Genomic DNA, 18,431 nt, shown 5'->3' on the forward strand with positions numbered 1-18,431 from the left:
CAAATGACACAGATCATCCTTTTTGCCCCCCTTATCGGCGCGCTGATCGCGGGCTTTGGTCACCGGTTTATCGGGGACAAGGGCGCGCAAATTCTGACGACGGGGCTGCTGTTTTTGGCCGCCGCGTTGTCGTGGATCACATTCCTTGGGTTGGGGTCTGAAACACAGACCATTCACCTGATGGATTGGGTGCAGTCGGGCTCCTTAAGCGTTGACTGGTCGATCCGGTTGGATCGCCTGACCGCGATCATGTTGATCGTTGTGACCTCGGTCTCGTCGCTCGTTCACCTTTATTCCATGGGCTACATGGCCCACGATCCGCAGTTTGAGGGCGAAAGCTATCGTCCCCGTTTCTTCGCCTATCTGTCCTTCTTCACCTTCACCATGTTGATGCTGGTGACCTCGGACAACCTGCTTCAGATGTTCTTTGGCTGGGAAGGCGTGGGTGTGGCCTCGTATCTGCTGATTGGCTTTTACTATAAGAAACCCTCGGCCAACGCGGCGGCGATCAAAGCCTTCGTGGTCAACCGTGTGGGTGACTTCGGCTTCGCGCTTGGCATCTTCGGCCTGTTCTATCTGACCGACAGCATCCGCTTTGACGATGTCTTCGCAGCCGCCCCGGCTTTGGCCGAGACCGAGCTGCACTTCCTATGGCGCGACTGGAACGCGGCCAACCTTCTGGCCTTCCTGCTGTTTGTCGGAGCCATGGGTAAATCGGCGCAGTTAATCCTGCACACGTGGCTGCCGGACGCGATGGAAGGCCCGACCCCTGTGTCGGCGCTGATCCACGCTGCAACCATGGTGACCGCCGGTGTCTTCTTGGTCTGCCGCATGTCGCCGCTGATGGAGTATGCTCCTGAAGCCACAGGTTTCATCGTCTTCCTTGGTGCCACCACCGCGTTCTTCGCGGCCACCGTGGGTCTTGTGCAAAACGACATCAAACGCGTGATCGCCTATTCGACCTGTTCGCAGCTGGGCTATATGTTCGTGGCGGCTGGCGTCGGTGTCTACTCGGTCGCCATGTTCCACCTGTTCACCCACGCCTTCTTCAAGGCGATGCTGTTCCTTGGGGCCGGTTCGGTCATCCACGGGATGCATCACGAACAGGATATGCGCAACTATGGCAACCTGCGTAAGAAATTGCCCATCACTTTTTGGGCGATGATGATCGGCACGCTGGCCATCACCGGCGTCGGCATTCCGCTGACCACCATCGGCTTTGCGGGCTTCCTGTCGAAAGACGCGATCATCGAAAGCGCTTATGCAGGCACGCAAGGCGGTTATGCCTTCTGGATGCTGGTCATTGCCGCGCTGTTCACCAGCTTCTATAGCTGGCGCCTGATGTTCATGACCTTCTATGGCAAGGCGCGCGGCGACAAGCACACGCATGAGCACGCACATGAAAGCCCGCTGGTCATGACCATCCCGCTGGGTGTTCTGGCCTTGGGCGCGATCTTTGCTGGCATGATCTGGTATGGATCGTTCTTCGGGAAAGAAGAGCAGGTGCAGAAGTTCTTTGGCATCGAGGCGCATGTTTCCGCCAACCATGGCGAAGCTGCTGACAGCCACGGTGACGATCATGCAACCAACGATCACGCAGCGGATGACCACGGCCACGATGACGCGGCCCACGCCACGGACGAGGCGCATGCCGAAACCATGGCAGACCCGTCCCACGCACCCGTTGCTGCTGCCCATCACATAGAAGCCCCGAAAGGCGCAATCTTCATGGCAGCCGACAACCACGTCCTGCATGACGCGCACTATGTTCCGAAATGGGTCAAGGTCTCGCCTTTCATCGCCATGATCATCGGTTTCGTCACGGCGTTCTGGTTCTACATCGTGAACCCGTCGTTGCCCAAACGCCTCGCAGCGACGTTCCCGATTATCTATCAGTTCCTTCTGAACAAATGGTACTTCGACGAGATCTACGACATCCTTTTCGTCAAGCCCGCCTTTGCAATCGGACGGTTCTTGTGGAAACGCGGCGACGGCAATGTGATTGACGGCTTCCTGAATGGCGTGGCGATGGGCATCGTGCCTTGGTTCACCAAACAGGCGGGCCGCGCACAGACCGGTTACGTCTTCTCTTATGCCTTCGCGATGGTCCTTGGCATCGTCGCTTTGGTGACAATCATGATCCTCTTCTCGGGTGGTGCGCACTAATGAATAACCTGCTTTCCATCATCACCTTCCTGCCGCTGGTTGCAGCGGTGATCCTTGCGCTGTTTCTGCGCGGCGAGGATGAGGCGGCCAATCGCAACGCGAAATACCTTGCGCTGGCGGCGACGGTGGCGACCTTCCTGTTCTCGCTTCTGGTGATCATTGGCTTTGACCCCGCCGATACGGGCTTTCAGTTCGTGGAAGAGGGCGAGTGGATCATGGGCCTGAAATACAAGATGGGTGTCGACGGGATCTCGGTCCTGTTTGTGATGCTCACCACCTTCATGATGCCACTGACCATCTGGGCCAGCTGGGGCGTCACGTCCCGCGTGAAGGAATACATGATCGCCTTCCTGCTGCTCGAGACCCTGATGCTGGGCGTCTTCATGGCGCTGGATCTGGTGCTGTTCTACTTGTTCTTCGAAGCAGGCCTGATCCCGATGTTCCTGATCATTGGTATCTGGGGCGGCAAGGACCGCATCTATGCGTCCTTCAAGTTCTTCCTATACACGTTTCTGGGCTCGGTCCTGATGCTGGTCGCGATGATCTATATGTTCGTCGATGCGGGCACCACGGATATCCCGACCCTGATGAACCACAGCTTCGGATCCGAGGATTTCAGCCTGCTGGGCATCCAGATCGTGGGTGGCGCGCAGACGCTTCTGTTCCTTGCCTTCTTTGCAAGCTTCGCCGTGAAGATGCCGATGTGGCCGGTGCACACCTGGTTGCCTGACGCACACGTCCAAGCGCCGACCGCTGGTTCGGTCGTGTTGGCTGCGATCCTTCTGAAAATGGGTGGCTATGGTTTCCTGCGTTTCAGCCTGCCAATGTTCCCGGTCGGGGCGGACGTTATGGCGTGCTTCGTCCTGTGGATGTCGGCGATTGCCATCGTCTATACCTCGCTGGTCGCGCTGGTTCAGGAAGACATGAAAAAGCTGATTGCCTATTCGTCGGTTGCCCACATGGGCTATGTCACCGCCGGTATCTTCGCGCTGAACCAGCAAGGTCTGGACGGGGCGATTTTCCAGATGATCAGCCATGGTTTCATCTCGGGCGCTCTCTTCTTGTGTGTTGGCGTCATTTATGACCGCATGCATACCCGCGAAATCGACGCCTATGGCGGCCTTGTGAACCGCATGCCAGCTTACGCGCTGATCTTCATGTTCTTCACCATGGCGAATGTGGGCCTTCCGGGCACCTCGGGATTCGTTGGTGAATTCCTGACGCTGGTCGGCATGTTCAAGGCCAACACATGGGTTGCTCTGGTTGCGACCTCTGGCGTGATCTTCTCGGCCGCTTATGCGCTTTACCTCTATCGCCGCGTCGTCTTTGGCGACCTGATCAAGGAAAGCCTGAAGTCGATCACCGAGATGAATGCGCGCGAAAAAGCAATCTTTGCACCGCTCGTCTTCATGACCTTGCTTCTGGGTGTCTATCCGTCGCTGGTCACGGACATCATCGGCCCCTCGGTTGAGGCGCTGTTGATCAACTTCCACGCCGCCATTCCTGCAGATGCTGCAGAGATGGCTCAGGCCGCATCGCATTAAGGAGAGCGAAAGATGAGCTCTGTTGATATTCAAACGGTTCTGCCTGAGCTGATCCTGGCGGTCTATGCGATGGTGGCATTGCTGGCTGCGGTCTATACATCGAAGGATGGGATGGCCAAGCCAATCACGTGGATCACGGGTGCCGTCATGGTCGTCGTGGCCCTGATGGTCGCAGGCGGAGACGGAAACACCGCGGCATTCAACGGGATGTTCCTTGATGACGCCTATTCGCGTTTCGCCAAGGTTGCGATCCTGCTGGCCGCCGCTGCGGTTCTGGTTATGGGCGAAGCGACCATGGCGCGTCGTGGTCTTCTGAAATTCGAGTACCCGATCCTTGTGACACTGGGCACCGTCGGCATGATGGTCATGGTGTCGGCAGGCGACCTGATGACGCTTTACATGGGGCTCGAACTGCAATCGCTGTCGCTTTACGTCGTTGCATCGCTGAACCGTGACAGCGTGAAGTCGACCGAAGCCGGTCTGAAATACTTCGTGTTGGGTGCGCTGTCCTCCGGTCTGCTTCTGTATGGTTCGTCACTGGTCTATGGCTATTCTGGCACCACGCTGTTCTCGGGCATTATTGGTGCGGCGAATGACGGGCATGTGGGACTGGGGCTGTTGATCGGTCTGGTCTTCGTGACTGCCGGTCTGGCCTTCAAGGTCTCGGCCGTGCCGTTCCACATGTGGACCCCGGATGTGTACGAAGGCGCGCCGACCCCGGTCACGGCCTTCTTCGCCACCGCACCGAAACTGGCTGCGATGGGCCTGTTTGCCCGCGTGCTGTTTGACGCATTCGGTCAAGCTGTTGGTGATTGGCAGCAGATCATCGCGCTGCTGGCGGTCCTGTCCATGTTCCTTGGTGCGTTCGCCGCGATTGGCCAAACCAACATCAAGCGCCTGATGGCATATTCGTCGATTGCCCATATGGGCTTCGCCCTGCTGGGGCTGGCTGCAGGCAGTGAATATGGTGTGCAATCCATGCTGCTGTACATGGCGGTCTATCTGACCATGAACATCGGCACCTTCGCTTTCATTATGTCGATGGAGCGTGATGGCCGTCCGGTTGCTGATATCGCTTCGTTGAACCAGTTTGCTGTGAAGGACAAAACCAAGGGTCTGGCAATGCTGATCCTGCTATTCTCGCTTGCTGGTGTTCCGCCAATGCTGGGTTTCTTTGCCAAATATGGTGTGTTGATCGCTGCAGTTCAGGCCGGGATGGCATGGCTGGCGGTCGCTGGTGTGATCGCGTCGGTAATCGGTGCCTTCTATTACCTGCGCATCGTGTACTTCATGTATTTCGGTGAGGAAGGCGAGGGCATCGAGCTGAACATGTCGCCTGCTGCATGGGTTGCTCTGATGGGATCGGCTGCGATCATCCTGCTGGGCGTTGTGAACTTCTTTGGCATTGAAGGCGCGGCGGCCGCCGCTGCAGAAGCTCTTGTCAGATAACGGACTGCCCAAATGGCCTGATGGCGTTGAAAAACGCATTCTGGCCAGTGTGGACAGCACCAATGAAGAGGCCCGGCGTATCGCGCCGGGCCTTTTGGGGCCCACATGGGTGCTTGCGCTGGAACAAACCGCCGGGCGCGGACGTCGGGGCAGGCCATGGGCAGCACCACGCGGCCATTTCTCGGCCACGTTGGTTATGCGCCCCAATGAAACCCCGGATCAGGTCGCGCTGCGCAGCTTTGTAGCATCCTTGGCGCTTTATGATGCATTCGCGACGGCCACTGGGCGCGTATCGGGCTTATCCCTTAAGTGGCCCAACGATGTGCTGCTAAATGGCGGCAAGGTTGCAGGTATCCTTCTGGAAAGTGCGGGCCTTGCAGGCGGACACGTCAGTCACATCGCCATCGGGATCGGTGTGAATCTAATCGATGCGCCGCAGACGGCACAGGTCGAAGCCAAAGCCGTCGCGCCGGTTAGTTTGGCAGGCGAGACCGGAGTGCAGCTTACGCCAGAAGAGTTTCTGAGCTTTCTGGCCCCTGCCTATCAACACTATGAAACCCAGTTCACCACATATGGGTTCGATCCAATCCGAGAGGCCTGGCTGACCCGCGCCGCCCGTCTGGGCGAGGTTATTACAGCCCGCACCACCCGAGACGAGTATGTGGGACGATTTGAAACAGTAGACGCGGCTGGCAACCTTGTCTTATCAACGGCCAAAGCGCGTGAGGTGATCCCCGCGGCCGAGATCTTTTTCTAAAGGAGTGGCTCATGCTTCTGGCCATTGACTGCGGCAATACGAACACCGTCTTCTCGATCTGGGATGGCGAGAAGTTTCTGTGCACGCTCAGAACCTCGACCCACCATTCGCGCACGGCAGATGCCTATTTCACGTGGTTCTCGACGCTAATCAGTCACTACAAGATTGACCCGCAGATCACCGGGGTGGCGATCAGCTCGACCGTGCCGCGCGTGGTTTGGAACTTGCGTGTCTTTGCTGATCGCTTCTTTGGCTGTCGCCCCCTTGTGGTGGGCAAGCCGGACTGCCTTTTGCCTGTCGCCCCACGCGTGGATCAGGGCACCACGCCCGGTCCCGACCGCCTGGCCAACGCGGTGGCCGGGTTCGAACGCTATGGCGGCGATAGTATGGTGGTGGATTTCGGAACCGCCACAAACATCGACGTCGTGGCCCATGATGGCGCCTATATCGGCGGCGTGATTGCACCCGGCGTGAACCTGTCGCTTGAAGCATTGCACCAAGGTGCCGCCGCCCTTCCACATGTGGATGTGACCCAACCCGAAAAGGTGATAGGGACCAACACAGTGGGCTGCATCCAATCTGGCATTTTCTGGGGTTATGTGGGCCTTGTGCAGGGGCTGGTCCAGAAAGTGAAAGACGAATACGGCCTTCCCATGAAGGTCATCGGCACAGGAGGGCTTGCGCCGCTCTTTGAACAAGGCGCGCAACTATACGATAAGATCGATGAAGATCTGACCATGCACGGGCTTGTGCGCATCTACGATTACAATAAGGAACAGGGCAACATATGAGTGCTGACCGTCTGATTTACCTCCCATTGGGGGGCGCCGGCGAGATCGGCATGAACGCCTATGTCTATGGCTATGGCAAGCCCGGTAAGGAACGTCTGATCCTTGTGGATTTGGGCGTGACCTTCCCGGATATGGACACGACGCCGGGTGTGAACCTGATCATGCCCGATATTTCGTGGCTGGTTGAAAATGTTGACCGGCTGGAAGCCATCTTCATTACCCATGCGCACGAGGATCACGTGGGCGCAGTGGGGCGTCTGTATTCGAAGCTGAACGTGCCGATCCATGCACGCCCCTTCACCCGCTATCACGCGCAGCGCAAGCTGGAGGAGGCGGGTCAGGTGCCCGAGGTCGTGATCACCGCTGATGTCTATCCGCAGGTGATCGATGCAGGACCGTTCAAAGTCAGCTATCTGCCGCTTAGCCACTCGATCCCGGAAAGTGCGGGGCTGGTGATCGACTCGCCCGCGGGCCGCGTGGTGCACACAGGTGACTTCAAGCTGGATGAAACCCCAGTTCTGGGCGATGCGTTCGATGAAGAGCTGTGGCGTGAAGTGGCAAAGCCGGGCGTGAAGGCTCTGGTCTGCGATTCCACCAACGTGTTTTCGCCTGCGCCGGGCCGATCAGAGGCCGAAGTTGGTCCCGAGTTGACCCAGTTGATCAAGGATGCGCCGCAGATGGTTGTGGCGACCACCTTTGCGTCGAATGTCGCGCGGGTAAAGCAATTGGCGGATGCAGGGAAGGCCGCAGGCCGCTCGGTCTGTCTGTTAGGTCGGGCCATGCGCCGGATGATCCAGGCAGGGATTGAAACCTCAGTTCTGCATGATTTCCCAACCACAGTGACGCCGGAAGACGCCCGTGATATCCCGCGCGAAAACCTGATGCTGATCGTGACCGGCTCGCAGGGCGAACGCCGTGCGGCCTCGGCCCAACTGGCGCGTGGCAAGTATATGGGGCTGAAAATGGCGGAAGGGGATATGTTCCTGTTCTCGTCCAAGACAATTCCGGGCAACGAGCGCGGCGTGATCCGCATCATGAACGCATTCTCGGAAATGGGGGTGGAACTGGTGGCCGAGAACGACCGCTATCATGTCTCGGGCCATGCCAATCGCCCGGATTTGCTACGCGTGCATGACATTATCAATCCGCAGATGGTCATTCCGATGCATGGCGAACACCGCCATCTGCGCGAACATGCGAAGCTGGCAGAGCAAAGCGGCCGTGCTTCGATGGTCGTGGTGAACGGGGCAGTTTGTGATCTGACAGGCGATGCGCCTCGTGTGGTCGAACATGTTGAAACGGATCGGATTTATCTGGATGGCGACATTCTGATCGGCGCTTTGGACGGGATCGTCCGCGATCGGATCCGACTGGCGCTGAACGGTCATGTGATCGTGAACGTTATTCTGGACGGGGATGAGCCATTGGGCGAGCCGTGGGTCGAACTGATGGGCTTGCCCGAGGTTGGGCATTCAAAAGCGCCGCTGGTTGACGTGCTGGAAGAGGATCTGGGCCAATTCCTAATGCGAGCCTCGAACAAAACGTTGCGCGATGAAGATAAGCTGGCGGATGAACTGAAGCGTATTGCCCGCAAAACCACCAATGACGAAATCGGCCGCAAACCTGAGGCGACGATTGTGGTGAGCAGGTTAGAGTGATTGGGCTCCGCGTTTCAGCGGCGTTGCGACTCTATTCGTAACTGGGTTTGCGCCGGATCATCCACTGACCGGCGGGCCCACAGATCATAATTTCCCAGTCGCTTTCAGATGTGAATTTCTGCACGGCGCGATAGACGCCGTGTTGAAAGCTGGTCGGGTCGGGGCGCCAATCATCGCCAAGGATAAGCCCGCCGGGCTTAACCTGTGTCGCAAGTGCCCGCACTTCGCGATATGTGTCCTCGAACGCGTGGCTTGCGTCCAGATAGGCCCAATCCAGTGGTTCATCGATCATGTCGGCGCAATCGGGGTAGAAGCCCTCGATAATGCAACACTCTGTGCTGGGATGTCGCGCGCACCGTAAGGTCGTTTCCTGCCGCGCAAGTTCAGTGGTCAGTTCACCACCATTTAGGTAGACACCTTTTCCCCAACCGAAAGTCTCGCCCAGCAGGGTCCAAGGATCGATCAAATAAAGCGTCCTTGGTTGGACATGCTTGCAGATGAGCTCGGCAAAATGCCCACGGAAGACACCGATTTCGGCGCCGACCGAGTTTTTCGGTAGCTGATCAAGGATATAGCGCCGCCTGCTCAGGCGGTTGACCTCGGATTGTGGAAAGGGCAGAGCTGCGTTTGTCAGTGCAAGCGAGGCTTCGCAGTCATCTGGAAGAAGCCCCGCTGGGATCGCAATCCTTTGCGCCATTTAGCCCGCGCGACGCTCTTCAAAGCTTTTGGCGATGAACTCAGGCAGGTGATCGCCCATACCGACAACCTTATTACCACTGCCACGCTGATTACGGCTACGTGGTTTGTTGCGATCGTTGCGCTCTGGCTTGGCTGCGGGCTGCGGCTGCTCTGCAGGCGCGGCTTCAACCACGTCGTCTTTGGGCTTATCGCTTCTGCGCTTACGGGCGGGCTTCTCAGTTTTTCCCTCGTCCGATTTTGCGCGGCTGCGCTTGGGCTTTTCGTCTTTCAGGGGGCTTTCGATACGCGGGATCTCTTTCTCGATCAGGCGCTCGACAGCATCCATATTCTTTTCGTCGCGCGGTTCGCAGATCATGATGGCTTTGCCTTCACGCCCAGCCCGACCAGTACGGCCAATGCGATGGACATAATCTTCGGCGTGCCCCGGCACATCATAGTTAAACACGTGGCTGACATTCGGAACATCAAGCCCGCGTGCGGCCACATCTGATGCACATAAGAACCGAAGCGTGCCAGCACGGAACCCATCCAGAACTTCCATGCGTTTGGATTGTTCCAGATCCCCGTGGATCGGGGCGGCGTCATAGCCATACTTGCTTAAAGATTTCGCGCAGATATCCACGTCTGTCTTCCGATTGCAGAAGATGATCGCGTTGGTGCATTTGTCGCCCTCACGGTCGATCAATGCGCGCAAAAGTTTGCGTTTCTCAGAAGCCGCACGATCACGCCGCGAGGCTTTGAACATGCACAATTCCTGCGTGATCGTCTCGGATGTCGTCGCCTGACGAGCAACCTCGATCCGCTCGGGGTTCGACAGGAACGTGTTGGTGATCCGTTCGATCTCGGGCGCCATTGTAGCCGAGAAGAACAGGGTCTGGCGGGTGAAGGGTGTTAAGCCGAAGATGCGTTCAATGTCGGGGATGAACCCCATGTCGAGCATCCGGTCGGCTTCATCCACCACCATGATCTGAACACCGGTCAACAACAGCTTGCCGCGTTCGAAATGGTCCAAAAGACGGCCCGGCGTGGCGATCAAAACGTCGACCCCGCGGTCGATCAACTGATCCTGTTCTTTGAAGCTGACACCACCGATCAGAAGGGCTTTGGTCAATTTTACATGCTTGGCGTAAACGTCAAAGTTTTCTGCCACCTGGGCAGCCAGCTCGCGCGTTGGGCACAGCACCAGCGACCGTGGCATACGCGCACGTGCGCGCCCGCGCGCAAGGGCGGAAATCATGGGCAGCGTGAACGAGGCTGTTTTACCTGTACCGGTCTGGGCAATGCCCAGCACGTCGCGGCCTTCAAGGGCCGGAGGGATCGCACCTGCCTGAATGGGGGTGGGGCTTTCATAGCCCGCTTCGTCAATAGCTTTCAGCACCTTGGGGCTGAGTTTCAAGTCAGAAAATTTGGTCATGTATGTCCTGTTTCACGGACATCCTGCGCCCGTGCGGCTTAACGAGGGAGGCCCGTGTGGCGTGCGCTTTCGCGTCCCTCTCTGATGAGGTTGTGCCTAAAGAAAAAAGGCGCTGTGGTCAATGACATGGGTCAGATTGCGCAATTTGTGGCTGAAAACGTGCCACTGTTGCACGGATCACGCGGTGTGATGCAGTTTGGGGCGAAAGCCCGCGCGCAGGGCGGCGACAGTTGGGGCAGGGGTCAGGACGTCGGTCAAACGTGTCGGGCGGGGTACTGCCGCGCCATACCCATCGGGTCGATACGGGTGTGCCATATCCCCGATCAGTACATAGGGCTGGCCAGCAATCAAGACCAACACGCCGTCGGGCAGGGTGGTGCAGTCTGCCTGATGTCGAATTTGATGACGCCTACGCGTCACACGCGCTTGGTGCAGCATTCGGTCCATGGCCAGATGCCCCATTGCGCCGTGCGCTGTGGCCCAAGCCGCTTTGAACGTCTGATAAGATTTCGGGCGACAATAGGCGCAGGGACGATGACCTGCGGCCAGCCCGACGGCCTCATCAAGAAAGAACAAAGGTGTCCACGCCCGCGCAGGCATTGGCCCGTGATAGCGCCCTTTGGGATGTTTCAGATCACAGATGATCCAGTGCTGGTGCTTCCAGCGTGATACACCCAGCTTGCCATCCGTGAAAGTCAGATTGCCCCGGTTGCCGGTAAACATCCCGCGTGCGGGATCCGCCACGATCTCGCCCGTTGGCAAAACACGGTTTTGCAGGGGCGAGGGGCGCGGCGGGCACATGGATTAGACCATCATTTCCTTGGTGGCCGACAGTTTCAGATCCGGATAGTCACGTTCAACACGGTCGATATCCCATTGCAGGCGCGTCAAAAACACCGGGTCACCGTCATTGTCATGGGCGATGTGCTGTTTGTTGGCATTTACCAGCTTCTCGACTTCGTCCTTGTCGCCGATAATCCAACGAGCGGATGTGAACTGTGATTGCTCGAAACGAACCGGCAGGCCGTATTCCAGCTCGATCCGGCTGGCGAGCACTTCGAACTGAAGCGCGCCGACAACTCCAACAATGAAGCCCGATCCGATGTTCGGTTTGAAGACCTTGGCAGCCCCTTCTTCGGCAAACTGCATCAGCGCCTTTTCAAGGTGTTTGGCCTTCATCGGGTCGCCTGCGCGGACGGTCTGCAGAAGTTCGGGTGCGAAGGAGGGAATGCCGGTGGCGCGGATCATCTCGCCCTCGGTCAGCGTATCGCCGATACGCAGCTGTCCGTGGTTCGGGATGCCGATGATGTCGCCTGCCCATGCCTCTTCCGCCAGTTCGCGGTCGGATGCGAGGAACAGCACTGGATTGGACACGGCCATCGGTTTTTTCGAGCGCACATGGGTCAGCTTCATCCCACGTTTGAAGTGGCCCGAGGCCAAACGCATGAACGCCACGCGGTCGCGGTGCTTCGGGTCCATATTGGCCTGAACCTTGAAGACGAAGCCGGCGACCTTCTTTTCCTCTGGCGCAATCGCGCGAGGATCAGCTTGCTGTGGCTGCGGTTCGGGGCCATAATTCGCGATGCCTTGCATCAGTTCCTGCACACCAAACGAGTTGATCGCCGAGCCGAACCAGATCGGCGTCATGTGGCCTTCCAGTACCGATTGCGGGTCGAGCGTGGGCAGAAGCTCCTTCGCCATCTCGACCTCTTCCAGAAACTTCTCAAGCAGATGCTCAGGCACATGTTCGGCCAATTTCGGATCGTCTAGACCGTTGATCTCGATCGTTTCGGCGACGACGTTTCGGTCGGCGCGGTCCATCAGCTCCAAACGGTCATTCAGTAGGTCATAGGTGCCCATAAAGTCGCGGCCCATGCCGATGGGCCAACTTGCAGGCGACACATCAATGGCCAGGTTTTCTTGAATTTCATCAATGATATCAAAAGTGTCCCGGCTTTCGCGGTCCATTTTGTTACAGAAAGTCAGGATCGGCAGGTCGCGCAGGCGGCAGACCTCGAACAGTTTTTGCGTCTGGCTTTCCACGCCTTTCGCCCCGTCGATCACCATCACGGCCGCGTCTACGGCGGTCAGCGTGCGATAGGTGTCTTCCGAGAAATCCGAGTGGCCGGGCGTGTCCACCAGATTGAAGCGGTACTTGCCGAAATCAAACGACATGGCAGATGCCGAGACCGAGATCCCCCGGTCCTGTTCCATCTTCATAAAGTCCGAGCGCGTGCGCCGCGCTTCGCCCTTTGCGCGCACCTGACCCGCCATCTGAATGGCACCACCATACAGAAGGAATTTCTCGGTCAGGGTCGTCTTGCCAGCATCCGGGTGGCTGATGATCGCAAAGGTGCGACGACGCGCAATCTCGGGCGGCAATTCGGGGCGGTTTGTGTTCGTATCCAACATGGTTTCGCGTATAGCGGCGGGGGCAGGGGCGCGCAATATGCAGGTTGCGTCTTGGTGTGTCTGCCCGCAAGGTGTCGCCCAAGGGAATTTAGCGTGGAGGCCGTCATGGATATGGGAATTAAAGGCAAGAAGGCGCTCGTATGTGCGTCGTCAAAGGGGCTTGGCTTTGGCTGTGCTCAGGCATTGGCGCGTGAAGGCGTGGATCTGGTGATGAACGCGCGGACGGAAGGGCCGTTGTTAGAGGCTGCCGAGAAAATCCGCACAGAGACCGGAGTCGACGTGGTGACCGTCGCCACGGATGTGACAACTGAACAAGGGCGTGCGAAGCTGCTGGCCGCAGCAGGGCAGGCGGACATTCTGGTCACCAATGCGGGCGGGCCGCCCCCCGGCATGTGGTCGGATTGGAGCCGCGAAGATTTCATTGCCGCGTTTGACGCCAATATGCTGACGCCGATTGCGTTGATGCAGGCTTTGATGCCCGGCATGGCCGAACGCGGTTGGGGCCGCGTGGTGAATATTACCAGCCAATCCGTGAAGGCTCCTATTCCGGTTCTTGGCTTGTCCAATACCGCGCGCACGGGGTTGACAGGCTTTGTGGCTGGCACCGCGCGTCAGGTGGCCGCACAGGGTGTGATCATCAACAACCTTCTGCCCGGCATCCACGACACAGACCGTGCTATCGCGTTGGACACCGGCGTGACGCAGGCGCAAGGCATCACGATGGACGAAGCACGCGCGCAGCGATCGGCGGCCATCCCTGCTGGGCGCTATGGGACGCGCGAAGAATTCGGCGCGACCTGCGCCTTCCTGTGTTCGCAGCACGCGGGTTTTATGGTTGGCCAGAACGTCCTTTTGGATGGCGGCGGCGTGAACGCGACCATCTGATCGCGCATATGGGTGGCCGGGGCTTGTGCAATGCCTTGGCGCCCTTACTTAATCCCAACACGAAGCGTTTCCACGGAGAACCCGCATGCGGATGAACACACTTGCCAATGGCGCGCTTGAGGTTAGCGCGCTGTGCCTTGGGTCGATGACTTGGGGATCGACGAACACGCCAGAGGAGGGGCATGACCAGATCGACATGTTTCTGGATCATGGCGGGAACTTCATTGATACGGCCGAAATGTACCCAGTGAACCCGATCTTGGCCGAGCGTTGTGGTGCGTCCGAGGCCACAATCGGCGGTTGGTTGGCCAAAACCGGGCGGCGTGATGACGTGGTGATCGCGACCAAAGTGTCGGGCGATAATCCCGGCTGGAAGCGCAACGGAAAGGGCTATGACGGGACGAACCTCTTTCAGGCTGTGGAGGAGTCCTTAGCCAAGCTGAACACCGATTATATCGACGTCTATCAGACCCACTGGCCCCTGCGTGGAAGCTATGCGTTCCGCCAGAACTGGACCTTTGATCCGTCCGGGCAGAACCGCGATGAGGTAGAGGCCCATATGCGCGATGTTCTGGAAGCGATGGCTGACCTGGTAAAAGGGGGCAAGGTCCGTCACTTTGCCCTGTCCAACGAAAGCGCTTGGGGCACGGCGCAGTGGCTGCGGATCGCCCGTGAGATGGGGGCGCCCGAGGTGGTCTCGGTCCAGAACGAATACAGCCTGATGCATCGCTTGGCAGATACCGATCTGGCAGAGCTGTGCATGAACGAAGGCGTCCGTATCTTGTCTTATTCGCCGCTGGCAACAGGGCTTTTGACAGGCAAGTATCAAAACGGAGCAGTCCCTGCGGGCTCGCGGCTCGAGATTGCGGCGAAGAACGGCTATCCGGATTTAGGCGGGCGTATTACAGACCAAGCTTTCCCGGCGGTGGGCGCCTATCAAGCGGTCGCTGACAAGCACGGTCTTGACCTTGTTCAGATGTCGCTGGCCTTTGTCGTGTCGCGTCCTTTCATGGGATCCACGATCTTTGGTGCGTCCTCGATTCAGCAGTTGGCGCGTATCTTGGACGGTAAGGATCTGGTCCTGTCGGACGAGGTGCTGGCCGATATCGACGCAGCGCACCGGGCGCATCCGATGCCCTTCTAAGACAGGGCTTGAGGATTTCCCGGGCGTGCGGCAGATACGCCCGGGTGAATGAATGAGGTGCCAGATGATTGATCGACGCAAATTGCTGACCATTGGCGGCAGCGCGCTTGTCGGCTCGGCCCTGCCCGCCTGCGTGAGCAACAATGATGGTTTCGAGTTTCATCGCGACACTTCGCGTCGACTAAGCTCGACGACCCGGTTTGATGCGGCGCGCTTTGCGGGGCAGTGGGTGATCCGGGGCGAGTTCGTTCACCCTGGACAACCGCCGCTTTATGGCACGGTGGCGATTGAGCACGGCGCCAAAGGCATCACCGGAATCAGCATCAGTAGCGGTGCAAGCGGACGTGAGCGCTATGATGCGCGGATGGATCGGGCAGGGCGAATTACTGTTGGGAAGCAGCCCTTTGCGACCCAATATTGGGTGCTTTGGGTGGATGCAGATTACCGTACTGCGGCGATCGGCACGCCGTCTGGAAGCTTTGGCTGGATCATCGATCGCAACCGCAAGGGCGGTGATGATCGGATCAAAGCCGCCGCTGACGTGATGATCTTCAACGGCTATGCCAAGAGCCGGCTAAAACTTAGGTAAGAATCTGGACTTGCAGCGGACCGCGCTACGTGCGAGATCGCGACTATGCAAGCTTGGATCCCCATAACAATTCTGGCCGCCTTTTCGCAAAACTTGCGGTTCATGCTGCAAAAGCGGTTGAAAGACACGCAGCTAAGTTCGACCGGGGCGACCTTTGCCCGTTTCGTCTATTCCGCACCCTTGGTGGCGGTGTTGATGACGGCTTATTTCATGGTGACGGGGGTGGAGGTGCCGACCCCCAATGCCCGCTTCTTTGCCTTCGCCTTTTCGGGCGGTATAGCTCAGATCCTAGCTACCATTTGCGTTGTGGCCCTGTTTGCCGAACGCAATTTTGCTGTCGGGATCACCTTCAAGAAAACCGAGGTCGTCTTGACGGCTTTGACCGGGCTTTTGGTGCTGGGCGAAGGGATTGGAACGGCCGGAGTGTTCGCGATCTTTGTTGGGTTCTCCGGGCTGCTTTTGCTGTCAGATCCGCCAGAAGGCGGGCGGGGCTGGCGGCGCTTTTTCAACCGGGCAGCGGCACTTGGTCTGGGTGCTGGGCTGCTTTTTTCCTTCTCGGCCATCGGTTATCGTGGGGCGTCGCTGTCTTTGGACGCAGAAGGTGTCATTGCGCGCGCGGGCTTTACCTTGGCCGTGGTCACAGCATTTCAATCGCTGGTCATGGCGACCTGGATGGTTCTGCGCGAAAAAGGCGAGGTCACGCGGGTTTTCGCCGCTTGGCGCGTTGGCGTGTTGGTTGGGCTCAGTTCGATGGTCGGCAGTTTTTGCTGGTTCACCGCATTCACACTGCAAAACGCAGCCCTTGTGAAGGCGTTAGGGCAGGTCGAGCTGCTGTTTTCCTATGCCGCGACGTTGTTTGTATTCCGCGAGAGCGTCAGCAAGCGCGAATATGCAGGCACGGCGCTAATTTTGGCGTCCGTTCTGGTCTTGGTGCTGTTTCTAAAGTGAAGTTTTAGGTTGCCGCCGACAGGGGACCAACGCCGCCCAGTCGCACAAACAAGCTTTCTTCGTCCGAGTTGTTGAAGAACGGCACCTGCTGAGGTGCGCCCAGATCAGGCAGGTTGCCCACGATCTCGGCCAAAACAACTTCGGTGATGAAGGGCAGATCAAAACGGCGTACATCATCCAATGGGATCCATTGAAGGTGGCTAAGCTCGTCCGATGCGCGCGAGAAATCGTCGATATCCGTTTGCAACTCGTCGGCGTCGACCGCAAAGAACCGCGCATCAAAACGACGCGTGCGACCTTTGGGGGTGATAGCGCGAAACACAAAGGCCATGCCTTTCGCCGAAGGGATAAAGCCTGCATCTGCAAAGCTTTTCCAATCGTCAGGAATGTCGCCGGGCCACGGGCCGGTCTGGCCAAGGATCTGCCCGGTTTCTTCCCATAATTCGCGAATGGCTGCGACCAAAAGTGCCTGTGCTTTTGATGCATCGGCCTGCTGTGCCAGTCGGGTCAAGCAGGGTTCGGAGCCGGCATCTGCTAAGGGGACGTCCATGTCGGTTGCGTCCAGCGCCCCGCCAGGAAAGACGAACTTGTTGGGCATGAAGGCCGCGTTTGCGCCGCGTTGGCCCATAAGAACCTGTGGCCGTGTGGACTTGTCGCGGATCAGAATGACGGTTGCTGCGTCTCGAATGATCTTGGATTTGTCCATGTCGGTCCCTTTCGGCTGGAATTATTTCTTCCCTGCAAACCCGTGCATACGCTTCGCCCACTGAAAGGCAATCATAAAGCCCTTAAAGCGGGGCAGAAGGTAAAGTGACGCAGCGACAGTTCCGACCGTAAAAATGCTGGCCAACATCAGCGGGTCCTGAACGACATGGACGTAAAAGATGTGCAACAGAGGGGCCATCACGTGCCCAACGACAATGATCGTCAGGTAGGCGGGGCCATCATCTGCGCGTTGGTGGTGAAGCTCTTCCCCGCAGACGGTGCAGTCATGATGCACCTTAAGATAGCCTTGAAACAGCTTTCCTGTACCGCAGTTCGGGCACCGCTTGGCCCAGCCTTTGCGCAGGGAAGGTTTCAGCTCGCGCTCTTCCTCGGCGCCGGCTGGCAGTGCATCATTTGCAGTCATCTGTGCGTTCTCGGTCATTGGGTTTCCTCTTTCGCGCATCAGAACATCATACAGAAATTCACATGTAAATCATGCCCAGAAATGTGCTTGCGGCGGGATGTCGCGGAAAATCAAAAAACTGCGACGGAAAGCGCGGGGCCGTGCGTTGAAGATACATAGCGACACCGAAAACAAGGTGCTGCGACAGGCAAGTAACCTTAGGAGAGTACGATGAAACTGACGAAGAAAACTGCTGCTACTGCGATTGCATTGGGCCTCGGGGCTGCGTTGACACTGGGATCAACTGCGGCAATGGCATTCGGCGGAAAAGACGGCGATCGCGGCATGATGGGACGCAAAGGCGGCTTCATGCAGTTGGAGTTTGCTGATGTTGATCTGGACAAGAATGGTCAGATCACTGCGGAAGATCTTCAAGCGGCGGCCGAAGCCCGCTTTGTGGCTGCCGATACAGATGGCGACGGTGCCCTGTCGTTGGATGAAATGAAAGCACAGGCCGAAAAGCGTATGGCCGAGCGGCTGGCCATGAAAGGCAAGGGCAAAGGCGACCGCGCCGAGAAGCGCATGACCAGTATGCTGGAAAGAATGCTGGCCAAGAAAGACGCAGATGGGAACGGCAGTCTGAGCCTTGAGGAAACACTGCCTGAACAGGCCAAGTTCGAGCGCATGATCGACCGGTTCGACACGGATGATGACAATGCCGTGTCGCAGGCCGAGTTTGACGCGGCCAAGCAAGAGATGTCGCAGCGCCACGGCAAACGGGGTGGACATGGCGGCAAAGATTGTGACCGTAAGGGCTGACCTTAACTGGGATGCCCCGCTATCAATGGCGGGGCATCTGCAGATTGT

At 58.0% G+C, this 18,431-nt stretch carries 17 protein-coding genes; 11 read left to right on the forward strand and 6 right to left on the reverse strand.

Annotated elements, in window-relative coordinates; genetic code table 11:
- The first annotated feature begins 3 nt into the window (after positions 1-3).
- Genes nuoL through FIL88_RS04740 form a run of 6 tightly spaced genes read left to right on the forward strand, consistent with a single transcriptional unit; the run spans position 4 to position 8,365 of the window.
- Positions 4-2,166, forward strand: a complete 2,163-nt coding sequence (gene nuoL, locus FIL88_RS04715) for an NADH-quinone oxidoreductase subunit L (protein ID WP_142852640.1) — start codon at positions 4-6, stop codon at positions 2,164-2,166.
- Positions 2,166-3,710 (forward strand): NADH-quinone oxidoreductase subunit M, encoded by a 1,545-nt coding sequence (locus FIL88_RS04720; RefSeq protein WP_142852641.1) that lies wholly within the window; start codon positions 2,166-2,168, stop codon positions 3,708-3,710. Before nuoL ends, FIL88_RS04720 begins: the two co-directional genes overlap by 1 nt.
- Positions 3,711-3,722: 12 nt before the next feature.
- Positions 3,723-5,159 carry an NADH-quinone oxidoreductase subunit NuoN gene (gene nuoN, locus FIL88_RS04725; protein WP_142852642.1) on the forward strand — a complete coding sequence of 479 codons (1,437 nt, stop codon included), beginning with the start codon at positions 3,723-3,725 and terminating at the stop codon, positions 5,157-5,159.
- 4 nt (positions 5,160-5,163) lie between these two features.
- Positions 5,164-5,916 carry a biotin--[acetyl-CoA-carboxylase] ligase gene (locus FIL88_RS04730; protein WP_142853448.1) on the forward strand — a complete coding sequence of 251 codons (753 nt, stop codon included), beginning with the start codon at positions 5,164-5,166 and terminating at the stop codon, positions 5,914-5,916.
- 11 nt (positions 5,917-5,927) lie between these two features.
- A complete protein-coding gene (locus tag FIL88_RS04735) occupies positions 5,928-6,707 on the forward strand; it encodes a type III pantothenate kinase (RefSeq protein ID WP_142852643.1) in 780 nt (259 codons plus the stop codon).
- Positions 6,704-8,365: a ribonuclease J gene (locus tag FIL88_RS04740; protein WP_142852644.1), complete on the forward strand. Its 1,662-nt coding sequence runs from the start codon at positions 6,704-6,706 to the stop codon at positions 8,363-8,365. Before FIL88_RS04735 ends, FIL88_RS04740 begins: the two co-directional genes overlap by 4 nt.
- A 31-nt stretch (positions 8,366-8,396) precedes the next feature.
- Here FIL88_RS04740 and FIL88_RS04745 read toward each other — a convergent pair whose 3' ends face one another.
- The 4 genes from FIL88_RS04745 to FIL88_RS04760 all read right to left on the reverse strand — a co-directional run bounded on the left by FIL88_RS04745 (position 8,397) and on the right by FIL88_RS04760 (position 12,890).
- Positions 8,397-9,062: a class I SAM-dependent methyltransferase gene (locus tag FIL88_RS04745; protein ID WP_142852645.1), complete on the reverse strand. Its 666-nt coding sequence runs from the start codon at positions 9,060-9,062 to the stop codon at positions 8,397-8,399.
- Positions 9,063-10,478 (reverse strand): DEAD/DEAH box helicase, encoded by a 1,416-nt coding sequence (locus FIL88_RS04750; protein WP_142852646.1) that lies wholly within the window; start codon positions 10,476-10,478, stop codon positions 9,063-9,065.
- A gap of 177 nt (positions 10,479-10,655) precedes the next feature.
- Positions 10,656-11,279 carry a hypothetical protein gene (locus FIL88_RS04755; protein ID WP_142852647.1) on the reverse strand — a complete coding sequence of 208 codons (624 nt, stop codon included), beginning with the start codon at positions 11,277-11,279 and terminating at the stop codon, positions 10,656-10,658.
- Positions 11,280-11,282: 3 nt separating this feature from the next.
- Complete coding sequence (locus FIL88_RS04760) at positions 11,283-12,890, reverse strand: peptide chain release factor 3 (RefSeq protein ID WP_142852648.1); 1,608 nt, start codon at positions 12,888-12,890, stop codon at positions 11,283-11,285.
- 105 nt (positions 12,891-12,995) lie between these two features.
- Between FIL88_RS04760 and FIL88_RS04765 the strand changes: the two genes are divergently transcribed.
- The 4 genes from FIL88_RS04765 (at position 12,996) to FIL88_RS04780 (ending at position 16,456) form a co-directional block, all read left to right on the forward strand.
- The gene (locus tag FIL88_RS04765; RefSeq protein WP_142852649.1) at positions 12,996-13,775 is read left to right on the forward strand and encodes an SDR family oxidoreductase; all 780 of its coding nucleotides are present in this window, start codon (positions 12,996-12,998) and stop codon (positions 13,773-13,775) included.
- A gap of 85 nt (positions 13,776-13,860) precedes the next feature.
- Positions 13,861-14,919, forward strand: a complete 1,059-nt coding sequence (locus FIL88_RS04770) for an aldo/keto reductase (protein WP_142852650.1) — start codon at positions 13,861-13,863, stop codon at positions 14,917-14,919.
- A 64-nt stretch (positions 14,920-14,983) separates the two neighbouring features.
- Complete coding sequence (locus FIL88_RS04775; RefSeq protein WP_185960840.1) at positions 14,984-15,508, forward strand: lipocalin family protein; 525 nt, start codon at positions 14,984-14,986, stop codon at positions 15,506-15,508.
- 45 nt (positions 15,509-15,553) lie between these two features.
- Entirely contained in the window at positions 15,554-16,456 is a 903-nt protein-coding gene (locus FIL88_RS04780; protein WP_142852652.1) for an EamA/RhaT family transporter, read from the forward strand.
- A gap of 4 nt (positions 16,457-16,460) precedes the next feature.
- Here FIL88_RS04780 and FIL88_RS04785 read toward each other — a convergent pair whose 3' ends face one another.
- Both FIL88_RS04785 and FIL88_RS04790 read right to left on the reverse strand, forming a co-directional pair.
- On the reverse strand, positions 16,461-17,162 hold the full coding sequence (locus FIL88_RS04785; protein WP_142852653.1) for an NUDIX hydrolase: 702 nt from the start codon (positions 17,160-17,162) through the stop codon (positions 16,461-16,463).
- 21 nt (positions 17,163-17,183) lie between these two features.
- Positions 17,184-17,603 (reverse strand): DUF983 domain-containing protein, encoded by a 420-nt coding sequence (locus FIL88_RS04790; RefSeq protein WP_246066609.1) that lies wholly within the window; start codon positions 17,601-17,603, stop codon positions 17,184-17,186.
- Between the two features lie 192 nt (positions 17,604-17,795).
- On the opposite strand from FIL88_RS04790, the gene FIL88_RS04795 reads away from it, so the two are divergent.
- Entirely contained in the window at positions 17,796-18,383 is a 588-nt protein-coding gene (locus FIL88_RS04795; protein WP_142852654.1) for an EF-hand domain-containing protein, read from the forward strand.
- Positions 18,384-18,431 lie beyond the last annotated feature (48 nt).

Origin of the sequence: Aliiroseovarius halocynthiae, from assembly GCF_007004645.1 — a bacterium.
Lineage (GTDB): Bacteria > Pseudomonadota > Alphaproteobacteria > Rhodobacterales > Rhodobacteraceae > Aliiroseovarius > Aliiroseovarius halocynthiae.